The following is a 24,250-nucleotide window of genomic DNA, read 5'->3' as shown; positions in this document are numbered from 1 at the left end:
TAATGGATAATTCAATATCAACAACTGAAAAGTCAATCACAATTGTTACTGCCTATTTTGATATTGGTAGAGGTGATTGGTCCACTGAAAAAGGACACCCTTCTCATCTACTTAGGGATAATCAAACATACCTATCATATTTTGAGAACTTAGCAAAACTCGATAATGAAATGGTTGTATTTACCTTTGAGGAAATGAAGCCTTATATCAGAAAATTAAGAGGTAACAAACCAACCAAGATCATCATTATTGATTTAGAAAAAAAGTTTAGAAACTTACTAGATGAAATTAAATCGATAATTAACAGCAATAATTTCAAGAGTAAAATACCCGATAAACACAAGCTCAACCCTGAGTATTGGTCTGAAAAGTATGTCCTAGTAACTAATCTAAAAACTTACTTTGTAAACAAAGCTATTGAAGATTTTAACTTGTCTAATGATCTGGTTGCTTGGGTAGACTTCGGATATTGTAGAGATAATACTACTCTGCTAGGTATTAATAATTGGTACTACCCTTTTGATGACTTACATGTTCATTTTTTCACATTAACAAAAGACAAGTTTTTTTTATTTTTTAACAATCCCAACTTCCCTCATACAAAAAACAAAGTTTTATCTGCTATTTTAAATAATAGAGCAGTTATCATAGGTGGCGTAACAGTAGCTAATCAAAATATTTGGAGAGAGTTCTTTAATGTTGTAAAAAATTGTCAAGAAGAATTATTTCAAAAAAACATTGTGGACGATGATCAAGGTGTTTATTTAATGTGTCATCTTAAGCAATCCAATCTATTTAAATTTCACTATCTTGGTAAAAATAGCAATGGTGAGCAAAATTGGTTTGGAACCATGCAAAAATTTCATGCTTAATTTATTTAGAGGCTGTAGTAGATAAGCACTATGCTAGACTACTTTTATAAAGATAACCCGTTGTAAACTAAGTAAAAAAGTACAGCGAAGGCTCTTAGAGTTTTCACGGCTGAAGTGACTGCAAGAACAGCCGCAGATTTGCTCGACATTCAACCTAACACTGCTGCACTTTTTTATCATAAAATAAGACTTGTGATAGATTACCATCTCTCATTAGAAGCTGATGAGCTCTTTTAGGTGTAAGTCAAATTAGATGAAAGTTACTTTGGCGGCGTACGTAAAGGCAAAAGAGGTCGCGGGGCTGCTGGTAAGACAGCTGTATTTGGTATACTAAAACGAAATGGTAAGGTTTATACCATTGTCGTAGCAGACACCAAACAAAGCACATTAATGCCTGTCATCAAGCGTAAAATCAAGCCTGACAGCTTTGTTTATACTGATAGTTATCGAAGTTACAATGCGTTAGATGTGAGCGAGTTTAAACATTTCAGAGTCAATCACTCTAAAGAGTTTACTTGCGGTAAAAACAATCACATCAATGGCATTGAGAACTTTTGGAATCAGTCTAAAAGAACACTCAGAAAATATAATGGGATCGATAAGAAGAACTTCCATTTATTTTTAAAAGAGTGCGAGTTTAGATTCAACTATGGATCACCGTCTACTCAGCTTAAAACGCTGAGAAAATGGTGTGATATTTAATCCTTATCTACTACAGCCCCTTTATTTATATATATATATCTATTTTTTAGATAGCCATAATAGGTTTGTTTTTCGAAATACTCTTCCTTGAAAGCCTCATGAATAGTCAACTTATGAATACTAGCTTGTGAAACTATTTTTTTGTATTCGTCTTCATTAAATTGCTTTTTTATCTCAGATTGTAATAAATGTGGAAAAGTATCATCAATAACAGGAAATTCAAAATCTATAATTTTTGACTCCTTTAATTCATTAATCATTACTTGAAAGAAAAAGTAATACTCAATTTTACTTTCATTTTCCCAATAATAAAGCAGCAAGTCAACCAAGGTCTTTGTAATCATTGAGTTTGGCTTAGAAAACATAATACTACTAAGATGTTTTACTTTAAATTCATCTCTCCAATTAAAGTAAAAATGTGTATCATTTGTACCCCAATTTTTATTAAGAGAGTTAGGATCACGGCTATACATAAAAAAATTACAGTTTGCATATTCCTTGGGTAGCCTATCTGTTAATAAAACGGAAGCATCTAGCCAAACCCCACCATAGATTGACAACAATGCAACACGCAGCAAATCAGAAAAGAATACTGGTCTAAAAACTCCATTTTTACGTTTTTCATCAACAAACTCTGGAAGCTTTATATATTCATTTATGTTTTCATCAGTAATTCTGATAACCTGATAATCGTGAGCATGACTGTCTACTGAAGAAAAACATATTTCCACCATTTCCGGTAAATTTTCTAATCCCTGTCCCCAATATTGCCAAATAATTTTTTTGCCTACCAGTTCTTTTTTGATTGGTGGAGTATCATACTTTTCTATTTTTTTGTCAGCGTATTGATCAAGAACCATCCTCCAGTAAGAGGCTACTTTTTCTTGCTTAATTTTATCATCATACTGATAATTCCAGCGCTTCCTTACATTTCTAGGCACTAGGCCATTATAGAAAACCTTAAAGGGCTTATTACGGATAACGTTAAAGATCTTTTGCATGGTCTACATACCTTTCAGAATTTTGTCTAATTTGGAACGTTTAATATTCAGAGTTATTCTTTGATGTATTCGCAGCTCTTTATTAGCAACAAGATAAAGCTCTGAGAAGTACTTATTGTATTGAGCATAGGTGTCTTTTAACAAATCTTCCTGATGGTTTTTAGCGATTTTATTTAACAGCCCTATATAACGTTTATATACTTTATACAGCAAATAATGATAGCCATCTTTTTCACCATCTCTCTGATAGTTTTCAACGCGATAAGTGAAAGCATATAAATAATCATCTACGTATTTTTTGTCGATATTCTTTAAAATAGACCCTTCACGCTCACGATACTTTATTACAGGCTGTTTTAAATAGCTATATTGAAAACTCTTTAATGAGATATCAGTCATATACAAAATATCTTCAAAATTCAATCCTTCTTTAAACCTTATGTCTTGTATTATCTGTCTTCTAAAAACCTTATTCCAAACATGATTACTATTATTTTCAATAATATTATCTAAGAAGCTATTGCTCTTATTGATATAATTTTTATTAGACGTGCCTATAAACCCTTTTTTATTTACCTCTTTTTTTCCTCGTAATGATACATAATCGGCACATAGCACATCCGAGTTCAATTTTTCTATTTGAGACATGACAGCTTTATAAGCACCTTCGTACATAACATCATCAGAATCAATAAACCAGATATACTCTGTTTGGCCCATATCGAAAAGCGCATTGCGTGTGTCTGACAAACCTCTATTATAAGGCGCATCGAAGATTTGCACTTGAGGGTAATTTTCAAAACGCTTGATAATAGCTGCACTATTATCTGTCGAAGCATCGTTCATTATTAAAATAGATGCTCTAGTATCGATTTGAGTGAGTATTGATTCTATACACTCTTCTACATAATCCGCTACATTATAAACAGGTATTAAAATACCAATTGTTAGATCTTCTTTATTCATACAACACTCACATTAAAAACTTTATAATTAACAGCTTGTTAATAAATTCTGAAATAATTGATAATACGCTTGAGTGACCTGTTTTTTATCATAATGAACTAAAACTTTCTCTCTAGCTGCCGTTGCTAGTGCTTGGTAGTTTGATGGATTAGATAGTACAGTCGCGATGATATTCGCCAGCTCTGTTACTGCCCCGACTGAAAACAAGAAGCCATCCTTGTTGTCTTCAATCAACTCCTTTACTCCCATTGCAGTACTTCCCATAACGACACAGCCACTTGCCATCGCTTCTAGCACCGCTAGGTTCAGCCCTTCAAAACGGCTCGACATGATAAATACTTTATGTTGTAGCAATAGCTTTTCAACTTCGCTACTGTACTCTATAAAGGTCACTTGTTCATGCAGCTCATAGCGAGCAACCAAATCATGTACTTCTCTTTGGTAACGCTTGCGCCCACTACCAACTAAGGTAAGAGTGGGATTGATGCCTTTTTGCTTTAACTGATTCAGTGCTTCAATTAAAGTAACGTGATCCTTACTTTTAGCATATCTTCCCACCATAATCAGATCATGCGACCTTTCATTAACAGGTGCAAGATTCACACCGCCAAATCGAGTGGTATCAATACCATTTGGGATGGCTTGAATGGGTGCGTGAAGACCCTGCTCAGATAAGACTTGGGCTACGCCTTCAGAGACAGCCACAATTCTAGCAGTTGATTTACTTAGTTTACGCGTTTGGTATATCTTCCAAGGTGTATAGCGCTCTTTAGAGTTGTGTTCCACTTGTACCAAGCAAGGTACTTGTGCCAATAGCCCTGCCCGTCTTCCCAGTAAATGCTCAGGAAACCCATGCGCAACCAATATATCAGGTCGCCATTGCACACATAGTTTTTTTAATTCGTGAAGGGTCGCAAGATGGTTAGTACCTGTGACAACCTTGTAATCGATATCTTTACCTTCAAGTTCAGCAAGCTTTTCTGGTACGGTCGTTTTTTTGCGACGCAGTACTAACAGGTTTTCAGTCGATTCTATTTGATTGTGTGCCTCAACCAAATCAATAGCAACTTTCGTGGCTCCTGAAAAGCCACCAGTGACAAAATGTAAGACTCTCAACGGCTTCTCCATTAATCTATTCAAAGTAAAGCCAGACTTAGCTAAAAATAATGTTTTGTGACGCTCTCAATTTGAACGCACCTGCTTTAAGAATCGATATGCTAAGCAGCCGTGTTTGTAGATGGACACCATAGCTAGATATAGCTTGAAACTAAGCGACGTTATGATACCGCATCCATAAATTATGTGCGAGCGTATAGTTATAGTGTATGAACTTTACTTTAGAATACCGATTAATACCACTCAACAAAAAAGCTAAGACTTAAAACAGTCTTAGCTTTTTTATCTCATACAACATAATTCTAAATATTAATCAATAAAACTTAACCAATCCATATATTGCTCATTGCGACCATGTACTACATCAAAGTACAAGGTTTGTAGCTGCTCAGTCAAAGGTCCACGTCCACCATTGCCGATAGTACGGTCATCATATTCACGAATAGGTGTGACTTCAGCCGCCGTACCCGTCATGAATATCTCATCCGCCAAATAAAACTCATCACGAGTGATACGGCGTTCAACGACTTTGATGCCTAGATCATCGGCAAATTGAATGATAGTACGACGCGTGATTCCGTCAAGTGCACCACCTGCTAAGTCCGGTGTATGCAATACACCATCTTTTACTAAGAATAAGTTTTCGCCTGCACCTTGGCAAACGTAACCCTGCGGATCCATCAAGATAGCTTCGTCATAGCCATTACGAGTGACTTCTTGGTTTGCCATGATGGACACTGGATAGTTGCTCGAGGCTTTTGCCTTACACATGGTCACATTGGTCATATGATGAGTAAATGAAGAGGTTTTTACACGGATGCCGTTCTTGATACCCTCTTCACCCAGATAAGCGCCCCAATGCCAAGCAGCAACCATCGCATTGATACTATTATCACGTGACGATAAACCAAGCTTTTCTGCACCGACCCAAATGAGCGGACGAATATAGGCTTCTGCCAAGTTGTTTTGCTTGACCACATCTTTGTGCGCCTGCTCCAGAGTCGCTGCATCAAACGGTACATTCATTTGAAAGATTTTTGCAGAGCCTAACAGACGCTCTGTGTGTTCTTTCAGACGAAAAATAGCGGTGCGATTGTCAGCCGTCTGATACGCGCGCACACCTTCAAACACTGCCATGCCATAATGCAGGCTATGTGTGAGCACATGTACCTTGGCATCTGGCTGCTCAATCATTGTGCCATTCATCCAAAGCTTACCATCTTGTGTTGCCATATTCATTTTATAATCCTTATGTTAGCACTAACGGCTATTTTTTTAGGTATAGTCGACGCACGTATAAATGCTTCGACTAGAGGTTTTGTTTAATCGTATTTATCAACATCATATGATAACACCGCAGCGTCAAGTTTTATTGCTAAAATATAGTGTTATCCTTACTAAGAAATAACCAACAACTGACAGCTTTATCGTAATGTGTCGCCGATTATATCACTGGCGGTGCTAGCAAATGAAATCTTTTAGTTTGAGTATCACAGGCTATTATTTATAAGCAAAAACCTTCTTAAGAATTGGCCGAATCGTCATCTGCCAAATTAACACCCATCAAATGTTTCCATTGCGCTTGTACTAATGCTCGTGTTTCTTTCCACAGTGACTCATCTACCAATAGCGATTGCTCTGATAGTGCCAATTGATGAGTAGCAGCACGAATTCTGAGGTAGGCATCCGTTAAATCTTGGCAGACTTGCTCCTCCCAAATACCCAGTGATGCCACTTCTTCGAAAATACGAACGTTGTCGCTCCATTTGGTCAGGCTCGGATGCTCATGCGAATAAGCCAATACTGCAAATTGCGCTAAGAACTCAATGTCGATGATCCCGCCTGCATCTTGTTTAAGATGAAACTTACCTGCTTGTTGTTGCCATTGACTGGTGCCCAGATGTTTTTGCATCTTAATACGCATACTGGTGACTTCTGTACGCACCTGCTCTATCGTGCGCGGTAATGATAATACGTCTCGGCGAATATCACAAAAGCGTGCCGTCACTCGCTTGTCACCGCAAATCGCTCGCGCCCGTACCAAGGCTTGATGCTCCCACGACCATGCCTTTTCTAGCTGATAGGTTTCAAAAGCATGACAAGACACCACCATCATGCCAGCATTACCTGAAGGGCGCAGACGCATATCAATCTCATAAGCGCGGCCATCTCGAGTTTGGGTATTGAGATAGTTCATCAGCTTTTGTACCAAACGGGCAGCAAACTTCATACCGCTGACTGATTTTTCACCCGTAGTCATACCCTGCTCTTTTATCTTATGCAAAAACACCAAATCCAAATCTGAAGAATACGACAGCTCTAGCCCGCCAAGCTTGCCATAACCAATGATGGCAAAACCGCAGTCTGCCTCGGTCACTGGATCGCCATCTTGACCAATAGGATAGCCGTAGCGTTTGACAATTTCTGCAAAAGCCCGTTCTAATGCGGCTTCTAGTACCACCGCTGCGATATACGTAAGAGAATCCGACACCTTCATAATCGGACGCTCAGCCAATACATCACTAGCGGCAACCGCCAACACTTGGTTCTTCTTAAATAGTCTTAATACGCTGAGCAGCTCTTCTTCGTCATTAGGCTCTACGCGCAATAGCTGTTGACGCAAAATATCACGCAACTCTGGCTTGTCCGGCAAGTGGCGATAGCGCTGCTGTAAAAAAGTATCTAAGAGCACAGGATAATGTGCCAACTCTTTGGCAATCCAAGGACTGGCCGACAGCATGGGTATCAGCTCAATCGTTGCATTGGGGTTTTCTGCAATCATCACCAAATAGATAGAGCGACGACAAATCGCTTCGAGCAATGTAATGAGACGCGGCAAAGCGGTATTGGCCAATTGCTGCTGCTCTTGATGAGCGAGTAACGCATGGATAATCACAGGATAAGCGTCATCCAACCGCTCGCGAGCCTCATCGCTTAAGTTAGCGACCATCTTTGACTGCCAAAAATCTTGTAATAGCACTCGGTTTTCTGCCGTCAGCACATCATTCAATCGTGCAATCTGTTCATCAAGATGTTCGGGCTCAAGATCTGTGTCTTCATGATCCGGTACCTGACGTTCGGTCACCATACGCTCAAAGGGAACATTGACATTGTCTCGGTGGTGGTTAAGGGTATCTAACAGTGCATTCCAATCGTCAAACCCAAGGGTAACCGCCAAGTTATACTGCCACTGCGGATCATGTGGCAAACGCTGAGTCTGTTGATCATTAATCGCTTGAATGGCGTGTTCAAGCCGACGTAAAAAACGATACGCGGCTTGGAGCTCTTGATAAGTAGTCCTCTCTAGATACTCAAGCTTATGTAATACCTGCATTGCTTGTAAACAAGATTTCACCTGTAATTGAGGATGCCTGCCACCATAAATCAACTGAAAGGCCTGCACAATAAATTCAATGTCTCTGATACCACCAGCACCCAGCTTGATGTTATCCAAATCTTCCCGCTGAGCGACTTGGTTTTGAATAAGCGATTTCATCTCCCTGAGCGCTGAAAAAGCACTGTAATCCACGTAATAACGGAAAACAAAGGGCTTGATGAGCGCTTGTATCTCATCATAAAACGGCTGTTCTAGCTGCCCGACTACTCGCGCTTTTAGCCATGCAAAACGCTCCCATGCACGTCCATGTTGAGAGAAGTACTTCTGTAATGCAGATAGATGAATGGCCAAATCACTACCATCACCCCAAGGGCGCAGACGCATATCGACCCGAAAAACAAAGCCATCAGCCGTCTTTTGATCCAATAATTTAATAATACCTTGACCAAGCCTTGTCATAAACCGCTTATTATCTATGCTGCGCGTGCCTTTTGATTTATCACCGCTGGTTACACCACGAGCCTGATGGACAAAGATAAGGTCTATATCACTCGATAGATTCAGCTCATGAGCGCCAAGCTTACCCATCGCCATAATCGCCATGTCATCAATTTGCACGTTACCTTTGGCATTGACAAACGTTGGTTCGCCGTACTGTTTAATCAAATGCTGGTAGGTATAATCTTTGGCAAATGAGATACAGCCGTCTGCAAACTCAGACAGCTCGTCGGTCAATTGCTCAAGTGCTATCAGTTGTAAGGCATCTTGCCAAATCCAGCGCATCATCAGCAGTGTACGTAGATGACGCAGGCCACTCATTACCTTCACTTCATCAGCAAGTTGGTAATTATCATCTAACGTATAATCTTGAATCAAATCATCGATTTGCTGCCGAGTTAAGGTTCGATCTAACGGGTAGCTACGTAAAAACGTTTGGCATGAAACCGTTCGACTCTCCCAAATCTGATAAGCGAACTCGCTTGCCGTCTGCAATATTTGCAGCTGTTCGGTTGTATACTGACAATCTGTACCATGGGTCGCACGTGAAGGCATAGCGGATGACATAGGGAACATAACTCCTTGCATAGAGTGATAAGACTACGTGAACTTAGCGCATAAGTTTATCGTTTTTTCTTACGAAGTAGTCACAGCATCAACTAACGATACGCAATATGTCGGTATTTAATATAAAACTACGTTTAATGACAGTGACCCTATTTGCTTTTGAGCGCTTTATGGTAGCATAAACAACTTTAGCGCAGATGATTGAAAAGAGCTCTTATGACAACCATGACCCCATTGCTTCTGATTACTGCTGATCCTAGCCACCCACTTGCCCATTTAGCGCTACGTTATGCACGCGCTTATCTCAAAAATGCCGCCAATAGTAAAGATACCAATGACAATGCCACCTTAGATAATATCACCTTAAACGTATTTTTTTATGGCGATGCGGCTAATACTGCCAATGATCTACGCTGGCAGTCGGCGGATCAAATTAATTTGACCAAAGAGTGGCAAACGCTCGCTGAGCAGTTCCAGTTAGCGCTGCCTGTCTGTGTCAGTACTGCACTCAGTCGCGGCATTAGCGACACGGATAACAGCAAACGCCATCAACTTAATGGTGACAACCTTGCCACTGGCTTTTCACTGATCGGACTGAGTGAGCTGGCGATGATGATGCAAGGCGACTGTCGTTTGATGCAGTTTTGATGACTTGCCGTGCAGACAGATTACATCTTATGATAATAACTGTCAGCGACCAATTAGATTAGGAATTAACCATGAAATTATTAGTTCAGCTGCTCACGCCGACTGAAATGGCGAGTTATGAAGGCTGTGCGCTTGCATTAACGCTAGCGACCTTTGGTCATGAAGTACAGCTGTATTTGGATGCGCCTGTTTTTGGCTTGTTGATGCAGCCTGCGTCGCGTTTGCATGGCATGATTCAGTCGCTTGAGCTATATGACATGCCAGCCGCTTGGCTACCTGACGATGTTTTTAGCGGGTGGGTAACAGGTATGCTACCTATTGATTTGGCTTCACAATTGACATTGATACCTGAAGTGGTGAACGCTTCAGACTTTGAGCAAATACTACGCTTTTAGCCTCGCAATTTTATTTGTAATACTTTAAATACTAGGCCATGTCCTCATTTTAAAAATAGAGATGAGAATGAGGACACGCCTTATCCTAAATCTAGCAAAAAATCGGACACTGTTATGGCAACTTTATATCAAATACACAGCACAATGGATATGCTCAGGCGCAGTGTCGATGAGATGTCACGGACATGGCGCACCGGTGACAGTATTCTCTTGCTTGGTAGCACCGTGGCTTTTATCAGTTGGCTTGATGCGTATTTGAGTGACAATGAAATACAAGGCATCGCAAATATTTATGCCTTAGCCGATGATGTGGCGCAGCTGAGTACCAATACCAGTGCTAAGCTCAATCTAGAAGCCAAGTTGAGTGGGCTGTTAACCGATGAAGAATGGGTCAATCTAACTCAGAATACCAATGCTAGTAATACCAGTGCTAATAATACCGATGCTAATAATGCGGGGTTTGACAAAGTAGTGACCATCGCCCTATGAATAACGATAATACGATTAATCATGATATAACCAATCATGATATAACAGCGGCAATCAACGTTGAATTGGATCAAGACGGTCATTTATGTGACCATAATATCTGGACCCCTGATGTCGCTCAGCAATTGGCCGACACTCTAGAGGTGCATCTAGAAACTGAGCATTTACAAATTTTACAACAGGTACGGGCATTTTTTACTCAGTTTAATCACGCACCAGCCACGCGCCCACTGATTAAATGGTTACAGAAAACCTTGCCAGAGCATGATATCAGCAATCAGAAACTACAGCAGTTATTCAACACTGGCTTGGTTGCCCGCCATGTCAATCGCCTTGCCGGTCTGCCCAAACCACCCAACTGCTTATAAGATATATGGCATATATGATTGATAAGGTGTTATGAATGGCGATGAATACCTAAATGTTGGATCATCGCCTGCAATCAGTAAAAAATGCATGGCTATTTTGGATCATATACCGTTAAGGTTTCATAACCGATACTACGACCTTCATCACCAGTGAAGCCTTGCTGACGCCAGACCTCATACAGACATATCGCCACACTATTCGATAAGTTTAAACTGCGTGAATCAGCCAGCATTGGTAGCCTCAGCCAATTATCAGCACCTATATCTTCACGAATATCATCTGCCAAACCTGCTGTTTCAGAGCCAAATACTAAGGCGACATTAGGTATCTGCTCAGGCATCAAAGCACGATCAGATTCGGCAGCCATCTGTTGCCCACCAAAGTCATAGTCATAGAAAGGCTTGCTCAGTTTGGTGGTCAATGCTGTGACAATATGACAATCCGCTGCCTGTAGCGCCAGTTTTGCTGCTGCCCAATCATCATGTACTTGTAGGTGCGCGTATTCATGATAATCCAAACCTGCACGCCGTAGCTTTTTATCATCAAGCTCAAACCCTAATGGCCTGACCAAGTGTAGCTGCGCGCCCGTGTTGGCACATAAGCGGATAATATTGCCCGTGTTACTAGGCATTTTTGGCGCTACCAACACAATATGGGTGGTCATATCGACTCCTTAAGTCGTCAAATCTGCGTATTATCGTCGATCCGAGATAACGTGGACAGACTCTACTAAAATGATGTTTATTTGAATTTCTGAGCAAAAGGTAATTAAAAGTTACAGTTTACTGCCAATAATTACATTTTGATACTTTGCACAGTTTTTAACTTTCACTATGATGTCTCTAACGGATATCGAGATAGTATTTATCAATTATTATCTTATCCAATAACCCCTCAGTGAGGCTCAAGCCTAATGCTTAGCATCACTGTTATTATTTATAACGACCCATTTTTGAGGATTCTATTATGAAAAAATTAATCATCGCATCTTTAACTGCTATGTTTGTTCTAACTGGTTGCAACACTTTTAAAGGTTTGGGCCAAGACGTATCAAGCGCTGGCGAAGCTGTTACTGGCGGCGCACAAGACGTACAAAATAAAATCTAAGTATTGATTTTTTTGCGTATTTGAAAGGCTTATCATTTATGTGATAAGCCTTTTTTATGACTTTATTTTTCGATAGTAAAGACTGACATTAAAGAACAGTAAATATCTCTAATTATAAGAAAGCTCGCAATATCTGATTGAGATAACGTTGACCCAATAGCGTTGGCTGTAGCCGCTCGGTATTGTCTACTAGCAATCCCTGAGTAATCAATTGCGCCACTTGTACAGCAATATCATCGTAACTCAGCCCTGTCCTTGCAGTAAACATAGACCAAGCGACGCCATCATGTAGACGTAGCGCATTCAGCATAAACTCACTGACCAATTCATCACTGTCAATTTCCTGCCAACCCACCATTTTTGGTGAATTTCGTTTAACAGAAGAGTCAGTGTTATCTTGATAATCCACATAATCTTTAGGCAGTCGTGACTTACTAAAACGATAAATACCAGAGTCTGCTAGCAAGTCATTCTTTAAGCCATTCTCTGTTAATGCTGATACTTCATGAGCAATAGTTACTTTACCATGCGCACCCGCACCAATCGCTAGGTAGTCACCAAATTGCCAGTAATTAACATTGTGACGGCATGCCTTATCTGACGCGCCTGCCCACGCGGATACTTCGTAATTGCAGTAGCCCAATTGCTGCAACAACGCTTGACCTGCCTGCTCAATATCTGCCAAGTTATCCTCATCTGGTAAAATCGGCTGGCTACGGTAAAATACAGTATTAGGCTCAATCGTTAATTGATACCAAGAGATATGCGTCGCCCCAGCATCATGCGCCATCTGGATATCGTTCAGCGCCTCATTCATCGTTTGCTGCGGCAGCCCATGCATCAAATCGACATTGACTCGCTCAAACCCAGCCGCGCGCGCCGCACGAATCGCTGACAATGCTTGTGCAGGGTCATGTATACGACCAAGGGTTTTGAGCTTATCAGCAGCAAAGCTTTGTACACCTATCGACAAACGATTGATACCCACCTCTAAATATTGAGCAAAAGGCGCATGCTCAAGCGTGCCCGGATTGGCTTCCATCGTTACTTCAATGCCATCAGCAAACTTAAAAATGTTGCGTAAGCCAGTAAACAATCGCTGGTATTGCGCAATGGGTAGCAGTGAAGGCGTACCACCACCGATAAAAATAGAACTGATTTCACGCGCTTGGGTTAACGACTGCTGCATGGCGGCATCTGACAGCAGCGCATCCACATATTCGTCATACATAGATAGCTGCATATCCATCGGCAGCTCATGCGAATTAAAATCACAATAAGGGCATTTTTTGACACACCACGGGATATGAATATAAAGCGCCAGTGGAATGGCGCTTACCTGTATCCCACTCGCAGTATTATTAGAGATGCTGAGATTATCAGAAAAATGAGCAGGTGTAATATTTGACATAAACGAAGGTATCTATAAAAAAGGTTACATAAATGGATGACTGCTGTCACTAGCAGAAAGTAGCGCTAGGATAACGGCTAATGTAATTAAAAAAAAGGCTATCTTAAAGAAAAGCCGATCAATAACAAAACCAGTCACAAATATCCATATTAACCCAGTACTTTTATAGGCAAAATAGTGAAGAGTGATGGCATAAAATGACATTGTATTAAATGACATTGCATACAGTGATATTGCAAATAATGAATGGCTGATAATGATAAATAGGATAAAGATATGGCTTATTGGTTAATGAAGTCCAACCCCAAGTTTTTTGGTATTGATGATTTGCAACGCCTAGAGACAGACAGTTGGGATGGTGTGCGCAATTACCGCGCTCGTAACTTCATGCGTGATGAGATGCAGGTCGGCGACAAGGTATTCTTTTATCACTCTAGCGCTAAGCCGTCTGGCGTCGCTGGCATCATGATGGTAAGCAAAGCAGGCTACCCTGACCCTTGCCAGTTCCATCCTGAGCACCGTCATTACGATCCTATTGCCACCGAAGATGAGCCACGCTGGTATATGGTAGATGTCACTTTTGAGCAAGCATTTACTGATATTCTACCACTATCAGCCCTTAAATTTTTACCCGCACTTGAGGATTCACTATTAATGAGAAAAGGCTGTGAGCAACTTACCGTAATTCCACTAGACGCCAAACACTGGTACGCCATTATGGATATGGCAGAAACCCTTCATCTACTATCTGAGCAACCAGTGGTGAGATAGTAACGATTGAGTAAGGTTTTTAGTGTTATCAACGAACACTTATTGATGCGCTGCCTGCAAAAAATTTGCTATATTTGCGATTTATGCTCAACAATTCATTTCTCGACCTTCTTTATCACACCTTTATCTCCATTATCAGGACCCGCTTATGAGCGCACCCAAACTACTATTATCTGTATTAACCGTCAGTATATTAAGTCTGACCCTTAGCGCCTGTGGCAGTGACGGGGACAAGGTCAAAGAGGAATATGACCGAATAGAAGATCAGGTGAAAGATGAATATGATCGTGTGGAAGACAAGGTCAAAGAGAAGTATAAAGAAGTCGAAGATAAGCTGAGCGATGATGAAAAATCCATGGCCGAGATTCTGGAGTCAGTATTTTTACCAGAAGAATCACTCGATAATTTCTTGGACAAAATAACCCCAGAAGGCGGTCGCGGCGGTTTATATGTCGGACACTTTATTGAGATTGAAGATGGTGACAACGACGATATCGATATCGGTGCTGTTTACTTTGACATCAGCAAAGATGGCGCTGGCAGCGTCGATGGTAGCGTTAGTTATCAGCAGCAAGCCTGCCAAGAAAATAACACTTTGGGTATCAACTCAGCCATTAAGGTTGACAACTATATCGCGGGTAAAATAACAGGCAGTCTCGATACGTTAGCGTTTTTAGACATTAAATATGTCAATGATTTGGGCATAGAAACACCAAACTTATTAACCACCTTTGCGGGGAGCTTTGAGGAAAAAGAAGCAGGATCACCTTGGAGAGGTAGCTTTGAGTATCAGGATGGCCTCGGCGGTAAAAAGCTAACCAGTAGCGAAAAAAATTGCAGCGTCACTTACACCATCAGCGATCGCTCTAATTTTAAGACGTACCCACTTGATTATAGTCTGGGCAAAATGACTCTTGATGTCATCGGTAATGGCAGTCAAAAGACCGTCACTTGGCAAAATCCTGCCAATACCAAGTATTTACTGGTTAGCCAAATTGATGTCAACAAAGCCGAGTCTGGTGCCAACGGCTATGTGCAGAATGTGATATTAAGTAATCTTGAAACGCAGTTTACCCCTGTCATTCCAGCCATGTTCACCAATTACGTGATTGTCGTGCAAGCATTTGATGCCAATAATACCTTGATTGGCTATCAAGCGGTGGTGCAAGATTTGCCTGAGTCCCTATAAATGCCTGCTGATGTGCCTATAAGTTAGAATGGTTATCTTCAAGTGCTCACTCTCTTGAATCGATTACCTTTCACAGTCAGTTTTTAAGATCGATACAACGCTTTTAAAGCGTTGACATCATAGCGTGGCTTCTTTACCATTCTATTTATTTATGACCTGTCAATCCACTGCTTGGATTGACGGGTTATTTTTATTTTTGTGCCTGACTTTTTTTGCATACTCTGTCTATATAGGCTTGCTCATATTATTTATCGGAGTATTATCGTCGGCACGACTCCCCCTTTTACATCCAGCCAAAAAACTGGATTGGCTTGGTTAAACTTGCTTAGGGCGTGTCCTCATTCTCATTTGCTTTTCTGCTCAAATTTTTGGTTATGGTATGACCGTCTCGCTATTGTTTTGTTGATGGCAATATTTGCTCATCTATCATAATTACCGCAAAGAATAAAAAGTTGCTCACTATGGTTTTCCCATTATCTTTTAGAGATTTTAAAAGCTACAGCTTACGCTTAGGCGTGCTCGCGCTTCCTATTTTAATTACTCAGTTTTGCCAAGCAGCACTTGGTGTGGTCGATGCTATCATGGCAGGTCAAGTCTCCGCGCTTGATTTGGCTGCCGTCGCCGTTGGCTCTGGTATTTGGCTGCCGCTGTTTTTATTAGCCACTGGTATTTTAATCGCCACCACCCCTCTTATTGGTGAGGCGATTGGTCAAAATAAGCACCATCAAGTACCGCATATCACGCAGCAGTCTTTATGGACCGCCAGTGTCATTGGTATTATGGGCTTTATCATCGTTAATTTAGCACCCAATGTACTTGGGGTCATGGGTGTGCCTGAAAACATCCAACCGATAGCAACGCAGTATTTGCATGGCGTGTCGTTTGGTTTTCCCGCACTGGCTGTCTATGCGGTGCTACGCAGTTATTGCGAAGCACTTGGGCGACCTGAGCCGGTGACAGTGATTAGTATTATCGGGCTACTTGCCGATATTCCCCTTAACTATATATTTATCCACGGTCTGTTTGGCATGCCCGAAATGGGCGGCGCAGGCTGCGGGGTCGCAACAGCCATTGTGTTATGGATAAATGTTTTATTACTGGCGGCTTATACCAGCTTTACTAAGCGACAGCAGTTTGCCAGCACGCGCTTCTTTTATGCCTTTGCCAGTCCTAATCGTGCACAGATTAAAAAGCTCCTTAAACTTGGTATTCCGATTGGTATCTCTATCTTTTTTGAAGCCAGTTTGTTCAGCTTGGGCGCTCTTGTTATCAGTCCATTAGGTGAGCTAGCAACCGCATCGCATCAGGTGGCATTAGCGGTGACTTCCCAGCTGTTTATGATTCCGATATCGGTCGCTATGGCACTGACAATCATGGTATCCAATCGTTTTGGCGAAAAAAACCTCATGGCGTTACGTCAAGTGCAAGCCACTGGTCTTATCTGGACAGTATTGATTGCGCTCACTTGTATGATTGGTATTTGGCTATTTAGGCCGCAATTGGCAGCCGCATTCTCTGATAACCCAGCCGTTATCACGCAATCTATGCATTTACTTATTTTTGCCCTTGGTTATCAGCTGTTCGATGGCTGGCAAGTCAACGTCGCTGGTATATTGCGCGGCATGCAAGACACCACGATCCCAATGTGGGTCACGTTGTTCTGTTACTGGCTGGTGGCATTGCCACTCGGTGTTTATTTGGTTCGCTTCACCGATATAGGCGCACAAGGGTTTTGGATGGCATTAATCACAGGTTTATTCTTATCCTCTATTCTACTCACCCTACGCCTGCGCTACCAACAAAAGCGTCTGACGGCGATGTGGGGTTAATGCATCAGCTATACTGATGTAAATGCAGTATCTACTAACCATGACTAGCGCTACATGGTCACATAGACTATGATAAACCATTAAGCATTTCTTACTCGTAAGAAATGCTTACGTCATAATATGTAAAAAAACTCAGTTAACAACTGTACATCGATTGCTCATTGCCATGAATATAGGTATCATTAGCAATTACCTACACAATATTTAGTTACACTATTTCTTGAAATTAGTAGAAGGCAAAATTAAAACTATGGATATTGAAAAAATACGCACCCTAATCGCCCTCATGGAAGAAAGTGAACTGGTTAATTTAGAAATCAGCTCAGATGATGAACACATCAGCTTAACTCGTCACTATGATGCGCCTGCACCGACCATGATGGCCGCACCTGCTGCTGGCATTGCCCCTATCACTGCTGAAGCAAAGCCAGCGGTAAAAGCGGGTAGTGTTGAGACATCGCCGATGGTTGGTGTTTATTACTCAGCTCCTAGCCCTAATGATCCACCATTCGTAAAGGTCGGACAAAAGGTACAAGCTGGTGACACATTGGGCATCATCGAAGCCATGAAAATTATGAATCCTCTTGAGGCAACGCAAAGTGGTGTCGTTGACGAAATCTTAGTCGATAACTCCGAAGTGGTACAGTTTGGTCAACCCGTCATACGCTATAGAGCTTAACGACACTGTTTACCAACCTTTACCTCATTATGATAGAGATTTCGTTATCATTTGGCATTTTAGCTTGAGTTATTTTATCTTTATCGTAGCTCGATTTAATGGTGCCTAAAATAACGACTCTATCAATGACCGCCGCTTCGACAAGGATGACCCCATGATAAAAAAACTGCTCATCGCCAATAGAGGTGAGATTGCCCTACGTATCGTTCGAGCCTGCAAAGCCCTTGGCATAGAGACCGTCGGTGTCTACTCCACAGCTGATGCAAACTTGATGCACCTGCGCTTTGTTGATGAGGCAATCTGTATTGGCAAACCCAATGCCAATCAAAGCTATCTTGATATCAATACTATTTTAACCGCAGCTGAAATCACTGGTGCCGACGCTATCCATCCGGGTTATGGTTTTTTGGCTGAAAATGCTGAATTCGCTGAACGCGTCGAAGAAGCAGGTCTCACTTTCGTTGGTCCTAATGCTGACCATATTCGATTAATGGGCAATAAAGTCTCTGCCATTAATGCAATGAAAAAAGCGGGCGTACCGACCGTCCCTGGTTCAGTGGGCGCGGTAACGTTGCATAATGCTGAAGAGCAAGCACGCCATATCGGCTTTCCGTTATTGATTAAAGCCGCTTCTGGCGGCGGCGGTCGCGGTATGCGCGTGGTTGAGCGCTTCGAAGAAGTCATTGGTCAAGTACAGGCTGCTAAGCAAGAAGCTGAACTGTGGTTTGGTGATGATACCGTGTATATGGAACGCTACCTACAAAATCCGCGCCACGTAGAGATACAAGTGCTTGGCGATGGTAATGGTAATGCCATTCACTTATACGATCGAGATTGTTCATTGCAACGTCGCCACCAAAAAGTATTAGAAGAAGCCCCTGCGCCTGATATCCCTGATGATGTACGTCAGCCAATCTTAGACGCTTGCGTCAAAGCATGTGAGTTGGTGAAATATCGCGGTGCTGGTACTTTTGAGTTTTTATTTGAAAATAATGAATACTTTTTTATTGAGATGAATACTCGTGTGCAAGTTGAGCATCCGGTAACTGAGATGATTACTGGCATCGACGTGGTCGTCGAGCAGCTAAAAATCGCAGCAGGCTACGGTTTGTCTTATCGTCAAAGCGAGATTGAGATTCAAGGTCATGCCATTGAATGTCGTATCAATGCTGAAGATCCAGCCACCTTTATGCCTTGTCCTGGTACAGTCACTCAGTTATTTGCCCCCAGTGGTGCTGGTGTACGCTTTGACTCGCACCTCTACCCGGGCTACGAGATTCCAAGCTATTATGACTCATTGATTGGCAAGCTTATCTGCCATGGTCAAACGCGCCAGCAAGCCGTCTCTAAGACGCTGCATGCACTCGATGAATTGGTGATTGAAGGTATTAAAACCAATATCCCGCTGCATCGCGATGTCATTTTGGCAGATGACAATTTTATTCACGAAGCACAAAATATTCATTACCTTGAAAGAGAGCTTCTAACTGGCAATAAAAAGAAGGCGGATGTATAACCTACTTTGATTTATTGTTAAACATAAAAAAACCGCTATCTATTTAGATAGCGGTTTTTATGTTTTTATTGTAGAAAAAATGGTCTTAAGTCTTATGATTAACGATAAAGTGCTATGGCAACACTCTATTAAAATTCATAAAGCATTCATTACCATCAGGATCCGCACACCATTGCATTTGGTTGCCATCGTGGTTTAAAAACGCAATCAACGCTTCGTCAGTTTGGTCGATTTGGTTACCTGAACAATCTACCTCATTGTTGTCATAGACTGTTTTTAGCGCAATAATGGGCAGCCCTTCTTCGCGGTGCGTGATTAGGTAACGACCATATGTCCACTCTTTGCCACTCACTGCCCACATCTCATTATCGGCCGCAAAATTGTATAGCTCTCGGCACTGGTTTGCTTTTTTGGCAGAAGCCGTTAACTGGTTGTTGGTATTGGGCTTAATATTAAGGACGCGCTTTTCACTTTGCACAAGGACACCGCCTTCTGTGCCAGCAGTCACTTCTGGCTCATCACTTTTTGTCTGTTTCAGCTCTTTTGCTACAGCTTGTCTGGCTTTGGCTTCTTTGGTCATCGTGATACTACTGTCTAAGTCGATTTCCCATTGTCCCGCGATAGCTGGGCTGATATGAGTGGTAATAGTCGGTTTAGTGACCACTTCGCCATTTACTGGCAATGACGCCAAAATAGCAGCCAATGAAAATGAAGCAAGTGAGATAGGTTCCATAATTAACCTTTTGTTTATAATAATATAATAATATGAGTTATGTACATTAGCGTAAGTCTTAGACATCAAAAACACAAGTAACATTATGCTATTAGTCGCGATGCTTTAGCCAACTGCAAGATAGGCGATAGTCATAAATGTCTACTTTCTGCATATAGACTGTCGTTTTTCATGCAAAAAATAACGCCATCGCTTTACTTGCCAAAGACAAGAAGCGACAGCGTTATAGCTACAAGTTATTAAGACGATCATAAAAAAATTAAGCAGTGGCAGTAATAACTGCTTGAGCAAACGCTGACAATGCGCCTTTAAGCATCGCTGATACAGTACTGCTGCAAGTGCCAATGCCAGAATAAACCTCACCATCTACATTTAGTTGGATATAAGCCGCCGCATTCGCATTAGTTTTGTTGTCATTATTGGTATCATCATCGATGCCATCACCGCTATTGTGCTGCGGATTAATCGCATGCTCAGCGTAGTTGATGACATGTATCGATTTACCAGTGTGCTGGGCAAGGCCGTCAATAAACGATGATAATGGACCATTACCAGTGCCATCAATATTAATGATGTCCCCATTCATTTGTACTTGACCAGTAAAGTAGACTTCACCGCCTTTATTATTGACCGTATAATCTAATAGCTCAAAACTGCCTTGCTGTAGATACGTGTCTTCAAAGGTTTGTAAGATTTCATCATTCTGCAATTCGCGAGCAGCTGATTCAGCTTGCTTCTGTACCACGCGGCTGAAGTCAATTTGCATCCAGCGCGGCAAATTAAAGCCATAGTTGCGCTGCAAGATATAAGCCACACCGCCTTTTCCAGACTGGCTATTGATACGTACCACATCCTGATAACTACGACCGATATGTGCCGGATCAATTGGCAAGTAAGCCACATCCCAAACGTTATCCGTCTCGTTTTGATGCTTTTCGTTATAATCGAGAGATTTTTTGATGGCATCTTGATGTGAGCCGCTAAAGGCCGTAAAGACCAATTCGCCGACATATGGATGACGCGGATGTAAGGGCAAATTGTTACATTCGCTGACCACTTGTACAATTTCGCTCATATTACTAAAATCAAGCTCTGGATCGATACCTTGACTAAACAAGTTCATCGCCATGACCATGATATCCATATTACCCGTACGCTCACCATTACCCAATAGCGTACCTTCGATACGATCGGCACCCGCTAATACCCCAAGCTCTGCTGCTGCAACCGCGCAGCCACGGTCATTATGCGTATGCAAGCTGATAATGACATGCTCACGCTGGGCAAGATGACGGCAGAAATACTCGACTTGGTCGGCAAAAACATTGGGCATAGACGCTTCAACCGTCGCTGGCAAGTTTAAAATAACTTCCTGCCCATTTTGTGGCTGCCATACTTCACAGACCGCATCACAGACTTCTACGGCATATTCAGTTTCTGTTTGACTAAAGCTCTCTGGTGAATACTGGAATACCCACTCTGTTTCTGGGTATTTAGCCGCATATTCAACCAATAATTTAGCACCAGTAACAGCAATTTCTTTAATCTCAGCTTTGTCTTTACCGTAGACCTTTTCACGTTGGATACGGCAGGTTGAATTATAAACATGGACAATCGCACGCTTCGCGCCTTTCAATGACTCAAACGTACGGGCGATCAAATGCTCACGAGCCTGCACCAATACCTGCAAAGTCACATCATCCGGGACGTGATTTTCTTCGATAAGTTTACGAGCAAAATCAAACTCAACCTGCGCCGCTGATGGAAAACCAATTTCAATCTCTTTAAAACCAACCTCAACCAACGTTTTAAAAAAACGCATTTTTTGTTCGATCGTCATCGGATCAATCAGTGCTTGGTTGCCATCACGCAGATCTACACTTGTCCAGATTGGTGACTTTTCAATCGTTTTGCTCGGCCAAGTACGATCTGACAGCGATGGCGCAAAAGCAAATGGACGATACTTTTTATAATCAAAAGCGGCATTTTTGGGTGTAATCTTTGCAGTCGTTGAGGCTACAGTGCGTTTGGCTTGGTCAGACATAATCAATCCTTAGATGATATGGGAATTTATGTTTTAGCTGGACGGCTGGTGATTAGATTCATGTTTATCATACGAGATAACCAATGTTTATACCATAATAATATCAGAGTTTATGCAATAGAAATCAGCTTTCTTTGATAATATATGACACTATTTTAGTGAAAAAATACAATTTACTCAGTATAATTAGCTGAATTCACTAATAAAGCAACAGGTCATGCCAAACAGTCATCTGGATAGTCCACATTTAGCCGATATTGATGAGATCGATCGACAGCTCTTGCGCGTATTGCAAACTCAGGCACGTATGAGTATCACCGAGCTTGCCGAACGCGTCAACCTGTCAGCCACGCCTTGTGCACGCCGTATTAAACGCTTAGAAGATGCTGGTATTATCACGGGTTATCACACCAAAACAGATGCGCAAAAACTTGGCTACCCGCTCGCCGTCTTTATCGCGATTAGCATGGATCGCCATACGGCTGAGCGCTTTGAACAATTTGAGCATAAGATTCAGAGCTTTGATGAAGTCATTAGCTGTAGCATTGTCACGGGTCGTACAGAAGACTACCTTATCAAGGTAAGGGTACGCGATATGGCACATTATGAGGAGTTTTTATTACATAGGCTCAATCGTATCGAAGGTGTCGCTCAAGTACATACCAGTTTTGAGTTGCGAGAAATATTTAATCGTAGTGTGGTTTAAATAGTAGTCGGTGGCTGTCGACGAAACAATAGCAATAGCACCAGTCCAACCATCAATCCAGCGGCGGCAACGAGTAACCCTGCATTGAAATTGTCGTCCTGCCCTGCCAATGCTACCGTCACCAATGGTCCCAAAAACTGACCCAATGCATAAGCCAAAGTTGCCAATCCTATCAGCAAATTTGAGTAATCAGGATTGATGTTTTTAATCAAAGTGAGCGTCATCGACACCATCCCCACAAAGGTCAAACCTAAAATAGCAGCATTGCCGTACAAACCAATAGCGCCGTCGAACCATATGGGCAGGCACATCCCAAATGCTTGTAATATCGTTAAGCCTATTAACGTTTTAATTTCACCAATTCGCTTGGCAAGTGCGCCCCACAGTGGATTTGATAACATCGCAAACACACCAACGACTAGCCAAATGAGCAATCCAGCATACGTCTGCGTCGTGAGGCGCTGTGCTGCCATGACTGGCAAAAAAGTCGCAGAGGTAATATAACCAAAGCCCGCCAGTACATAGCTCGCTGACAGCAAAGCAATAGCCTTACGATGACCAGCAATGGCCTCATACAAAGCGCGCTTAAAGCTCAAATAGGTTTGATGCACTGACACGTGCTGTGTAGGATCAGTCCGCAGCAAGTCGGAACCGTGTGCTTGTCTTGGTTTTACCGCATAGAGTAGCCATACCAGAGGTAAGCTTGTAAAGCCTGCTACCAACCAAATGACATCAAAATGATAGCCTAATACTAACAACCACCACGTCAGTATGGCAGAGGCACTGATGCCCACACCAATACCTGCGTAGTGTACTGCCGACAGTACAGAACGGCGTTCAGGACTTAAGCTTTGAATCACAAACGATGAGCTTAAAATCATCGCTACCCCGCTTGCAATACCTGCGATTAGACGAATGAGATACCATACAGTTAATGACATATCAGGTACGACAAGTAGCATCGTTGTGACGACACTTATCATTGCCCACAGTGTCAGCGCTTGCCACGTCGAGCGCTGAGGCACAAACATGGCGATGAGGGCACCGATAAAATAACCGATGTAATTGATAGAGGCAAGCCAGCCTGCAATCGTCGTTGAAATCGACAGTTGCACCATAATATCGGGCAAGGTGGCAGTAAACAAAAAACGCCCATAGCCCATGACGACTGCCATGCAGTACATACCGATACAGGCAATGGCAGCTTCATTAGTAATATGAGGAAAAGCACGGCTTTTGAGAGCAGTCATCATGACAGAGCCATTTTTGCGGCAATTAGCACACAATCCTTTGTGTTAGAGCATT

Annotated in this window: 22 protein-coding genes and 1 pseudogene; 13 read left to right on the top strand and 10 right to left on the bottom strand. The window is 41.9% G+C overall.

The annotated features are described in order from the left end of the window. The first annotated feature begins 2 nt into the window (after window positions 1–2). Entirely contained in the window at window positions 3–872 is an 870-nt protein-coding gene (locus JMW64_RS06345; protein WP_193008976.1) for a WlaTC/HtrL family glycosyltransferase, read from the top strand. 46 nt (window positions 873–918) lie between these two features. Continuing rightward, a pseudogene (locus JMW64_RS06340) lies at window positions 919–1,574 on the top strand (IS1595 family transposase). Here JMW64_RS06340 and JMW64_RS06335 read toward each other — a convergent pair. The 5 genes from JMW64_RS06335 to glnE all read right to left on the bottom strand — a co-directional run bounded on the left by JMW64_RS06335 (window position 1,571) and on the right by glnE (window position 9,059). Next, window positions 1,571–2,575, bottom strand: coding sequence for a capsular polysaccharide synthesis protein (locus JMW64_RS06335; protein WP_193008974.1), 1,005 nt, complete (start codon window positions 2,573–2,575; stop codon window positions 1,571–1,573). The pseudogene JMW64_RS06340 and the gene JMW64_RS06335 sit on opposite strands and share 4 nt — an antisense overlap. 3 nt (window positions 2,576–2,578) lie before the next feature. Further along, the gene (locus JMW64_RS06330) at window positions 2,579–3,541 is read right to left on the bottom strand and encodes a glycosyltransferase family 2 protein (RefSeq protein ID WP_201553735.1); all 963 of its coding nucleotides are present in this window, start codon (window positions 3,539–3,541) and stop codon (window positions 2,579–2,581) included. A gap of 27 nt (window positions 3,542–3,568) precedes the next feature. Next, window positions 3,569–4,657 carry a glycosyltransferase family 4 protein gene (locus JMW64_RS06325; protein ID WP_201553734.1) on the bottom strand — a complete coding sequence of 363 codons (1,089 nt, stop codon included), beginning with the start codon at window positions 4,655–4,657 and terminating at the stop codon, window positions 3,569–3,571. 309 nt (window positions 4,658–4,966) lie between these two features. Then, entirely contained in the window at window positions 4,967–5,896 is a 930-nt protein-coding gene (locus tag JMW64_RS06320; protein WP_055124135.1) for a branched-chain amino acid transaminase, read from the bottom strand. A gap of 283 nt (window positions 5,897–6,179) precedes the next feature. Then, window positions 6,180–9,059 (bottom strand): bifunctional [glutamate--ammonia ligase]-adenylyl-L-tyrosine phosphorylase/[glutamate--ammonia-ligase] adenylyltransferase, encoded by a 2,880-nt coding sequence (gene glnE, locus JMW64_RS06315; RefSeq protein WP_201553733.1) that lies wholly within the window; start codon window positions 9,057–9,059, stop codon window positions 6,180–6,182. 216 nt (window positions 9,060–9,275) lie between these two features. Here glnE and tusD point away from each other — a divergent pair, with 216 nt between their 5' ends. The 4 genes from tusD (at window position 9,276) to JMW64_RS06295 (ending at window position 10,959) form a co-directional block, all read left to right on the top strand. Continuing rightward, the gene (gene tusD, locus JMW64_RS06310) at window positions 9,276–9,707 is read left to right on the top strand and encodes a sulfurtransferase complex subunit TusD (protein ID WP_201501367.1); all 432 of its coding nucleotides are present in this window, start codon (window positions 9,276–9,278) and stop codon (window positions 9,705–9,707) included. A gap of 71 nt (window positions 9,708–9,778) precedes the next feature. Further along, entirely contained in the window at window positions 9,779–10,102 is a 324-nt protein-coding gene (locus tag JMW64_RS06305) for a hypothetical protein (RefSeq protein WP_201553732.1), read from the top strand. Between the two features lie 114 nt (window positions 10,103–10,216). Continuing rightward, window positions 10,217–10,591 carry a hypothetical protein gene (locus JMW64_RS06300; RefSeq protein ID WP_227690009.1) on the top strand — a complete coding sequence of 125 codons (375 nt, stop codon included), beginning with the start codon at window positions 10,217–10,219 and terminating at the stop codon, window positions 10,589–10,591. Continuing rightward, window positions 10,588–10,959 (top strand): TusE/DsrC/DsvC family sulfur relay protein, encoded by a 372-nt coding sequence (locus JMW64_RS06295; protein WP_374190031.1) that lies wholly within the window; start codon window positions 10,588–10,590, stop codon window positions 10,957–10,959. Before JMW64_RS06300 ends, JMW64_RS06295 begins: the two co-directional genes overlap by 4 nt. Before the next feature lie 92 nt (window positions 10,960–11,051). On the opposite strand, the gene JMW64_RS06290 is transcribed toward JMW64_RS06295, so the two are convergent. Continuing rightward, entirely contained in the window at window positions 11,052–11,624 is a 573-nt protein-coding gene (locus tag JMW64_RS06290; protein ID WP_201553731.1) for a tRNA (cytidine(34)-2'-O)-methyltransferase, read from the bottom strand. A 302-nt stretch (window positions 11,625–11,926) separates the two neighbouring features. On the opposite strand from JMW64_RS06290, the gene JMW64_RS06285 reads away from it, so the two are divergent. Continuing rightward, entirely contained in the window at window positions 11,927–12,067 is a 141-nt protein-coding gene (locus JMW64_RS06285) for an entericidin A/B family lipoprotein (protein ID WP_045447789.1), read from the top strand. Between the two features lie 112 nt (window positions 12,068–12,179). Here the strand turns inward: JMW64_RS06285 and hemW are convergent, their stop codons facing one another. Beyond that, the gene (gene hemW / locus JMW64_RS06280; RefSeq protein ID WP_201553730.1) at window positions 12,180–13,478 is read right to left on the bottom strand and encodes a radical SAM family heme chaperone HemW; all 1,299 of its coding nucleotides are present in this window, start codon (window positions 13,476–13,478) and stop codon (window positions 12,180–12,182) included. Between the two features lie 276 nt (window positions 13,479–13,754). Here hemW and JMW64_RS06275 point away from each other — a divergent pair, with 276 nt between their 5' ends. The 5 genes from JMW64_RS06275 to accC all read left to right on the top strand — a co-directional run bounded on the left by JMW64_RS06275 (window position 13,755) and on the right by accC (window position 19,462). Beyond that, window positions 13,755–14,249 carry an EVE domain-containing protein gene (locus JMW64_RS06275; RefSeq protein WP_087815241.1) on the top strand — a complete coding sequence of 165 codons (495 nt, stop codon included), beginning with the start codon at window positions 13,755–13,757 and terminating at the stop codon, window positions 14,247–14,249. A gap of 148 nt (window positions 14,250–14,397) precedes the next feature. Further along, complete coding sequence (locus tag JMW64_RS06270) at window positions 14,398–15,438, top strand: hypothetical protein (protein ID WP_087815240.1); 1,041 nt, start codon at window positions 14,398–14,400, stop codon at window positions 15,436–15,438. A gap of 461 nt (window positions 15,439–15,899) precedes the next feature. Further along, window positions 15,900–17,267, top strand: a complete 1,368-nt coding sequence (locus JMW64_RS06265) for an MATE family efflux transporter (protein ID WP_055124142.1) — start codon at window positions 15,900–15,902, stop codon at window positions 17,265–17,267. A 250-nt stretch (window positions 17,268–17,517) separates the two neighbouring features. Next, complete coding sequence (gene accB / locus JMW64_RS06260) at window positions 17,518–17,946, top strand: acetyl-CoA carboxylase biotin carboxyl carrier protein (RefSeq protein ID WP_045447773.1); 429 nt, start codon at window positions 17,518–17,520, stop codon at window positions 17,944–17,946. 154 nt (window positions 17,947–18,100) lie between these two features. Continuing rightward, complete coding sequence (accC, locus tag JMW64_RS06255) at window positions 18,101–19,462, top strand: acetyl-CoA carboxylase biotin carboxylase subunit (protein ID WP_060490945.1); 1,362 nt, start codon at window positions 18,101–18,103, stop codon at window positions 19,460–19,462. Between the two features lie 112 nt (window positions 19,463–19,574). Here accC and JMW64_RS06250 read toward each other — a convergent pair whose 3' ends face one another. Together JMW64_RS06250 and leuA are read right to left on the bottom strand one after the other, a co-directional pair. Further along, on the bottom strand, window positions 19,575–20,195 hold the full coding sequence (locus tag JMW64_RS06250; protein WP_087815239.1) for a hypothetical protein: 621 nt from the start codon (window positions 20,193–20,195) through the stop codon (window positions 19,575–19,577). Between the two features lie 259 nt (window positions 20,196–20,454). Then, entirely contained in the window at window positions 20,455–22,239 is a 1,785-nt protein-coding gene (gene leuA, locus JMW64_RS06245) for a 2-isopropylmalate synthase (protein WP_087815238.1), read from the bottom strand. A gap of 217 nt (window positions 22,240–22,456) precedes the next feature. Between leuA and JMW64_RS06240 the strand changes: the two genes are divergently transcribed. Continuing rightward, a complete protein-coding gene (locus JMW64_RS06240) occupies window positions 22,457–22,945 on the top strand; it encodes an Lrp/AsnC family transcriptional regulator (RefSeq protein WP_087815237.1) in 489 nt (162 codons plus the stop codon). On the opposite strand, the gene JMW64_RS06235 is transcribed toward JMW64_RS06240, so the two are convergent. After that, window positions 22,942–24,198 (bottom strand): YbfB/YjiJ family MFS transporter, encoded by a 1,257-nt coding sequence (locus JMW64_RS06235; protein WP_087815236.1) that lies wholly within the window; start codon window positions 24,196–24,198, stop codon window positions 22,942–22,944. The two genes, JMW64_RS06240 and JMW64_RS06235, sit on opposite strands and share 4 nt — an antisense overlap. Between the last annotated feature and the right edge of the window lie 52 nt (window positions 24,199–24,250).

The sequence above is a fragment of the Psychrobacter immobilis genome, assembly GCF_904846065.1.
Taxonomy (GTDB): domain Bacteria; phylum Pseudomonadota; class Gammaproteobacteria; order Pseudomonadales; family Moraxellaceae; genus Psychrobacter; species Psychrobacter immobilis_H.
This window is presented reverse-complemented; position numbering and strand designations above follow the sequence as displayed.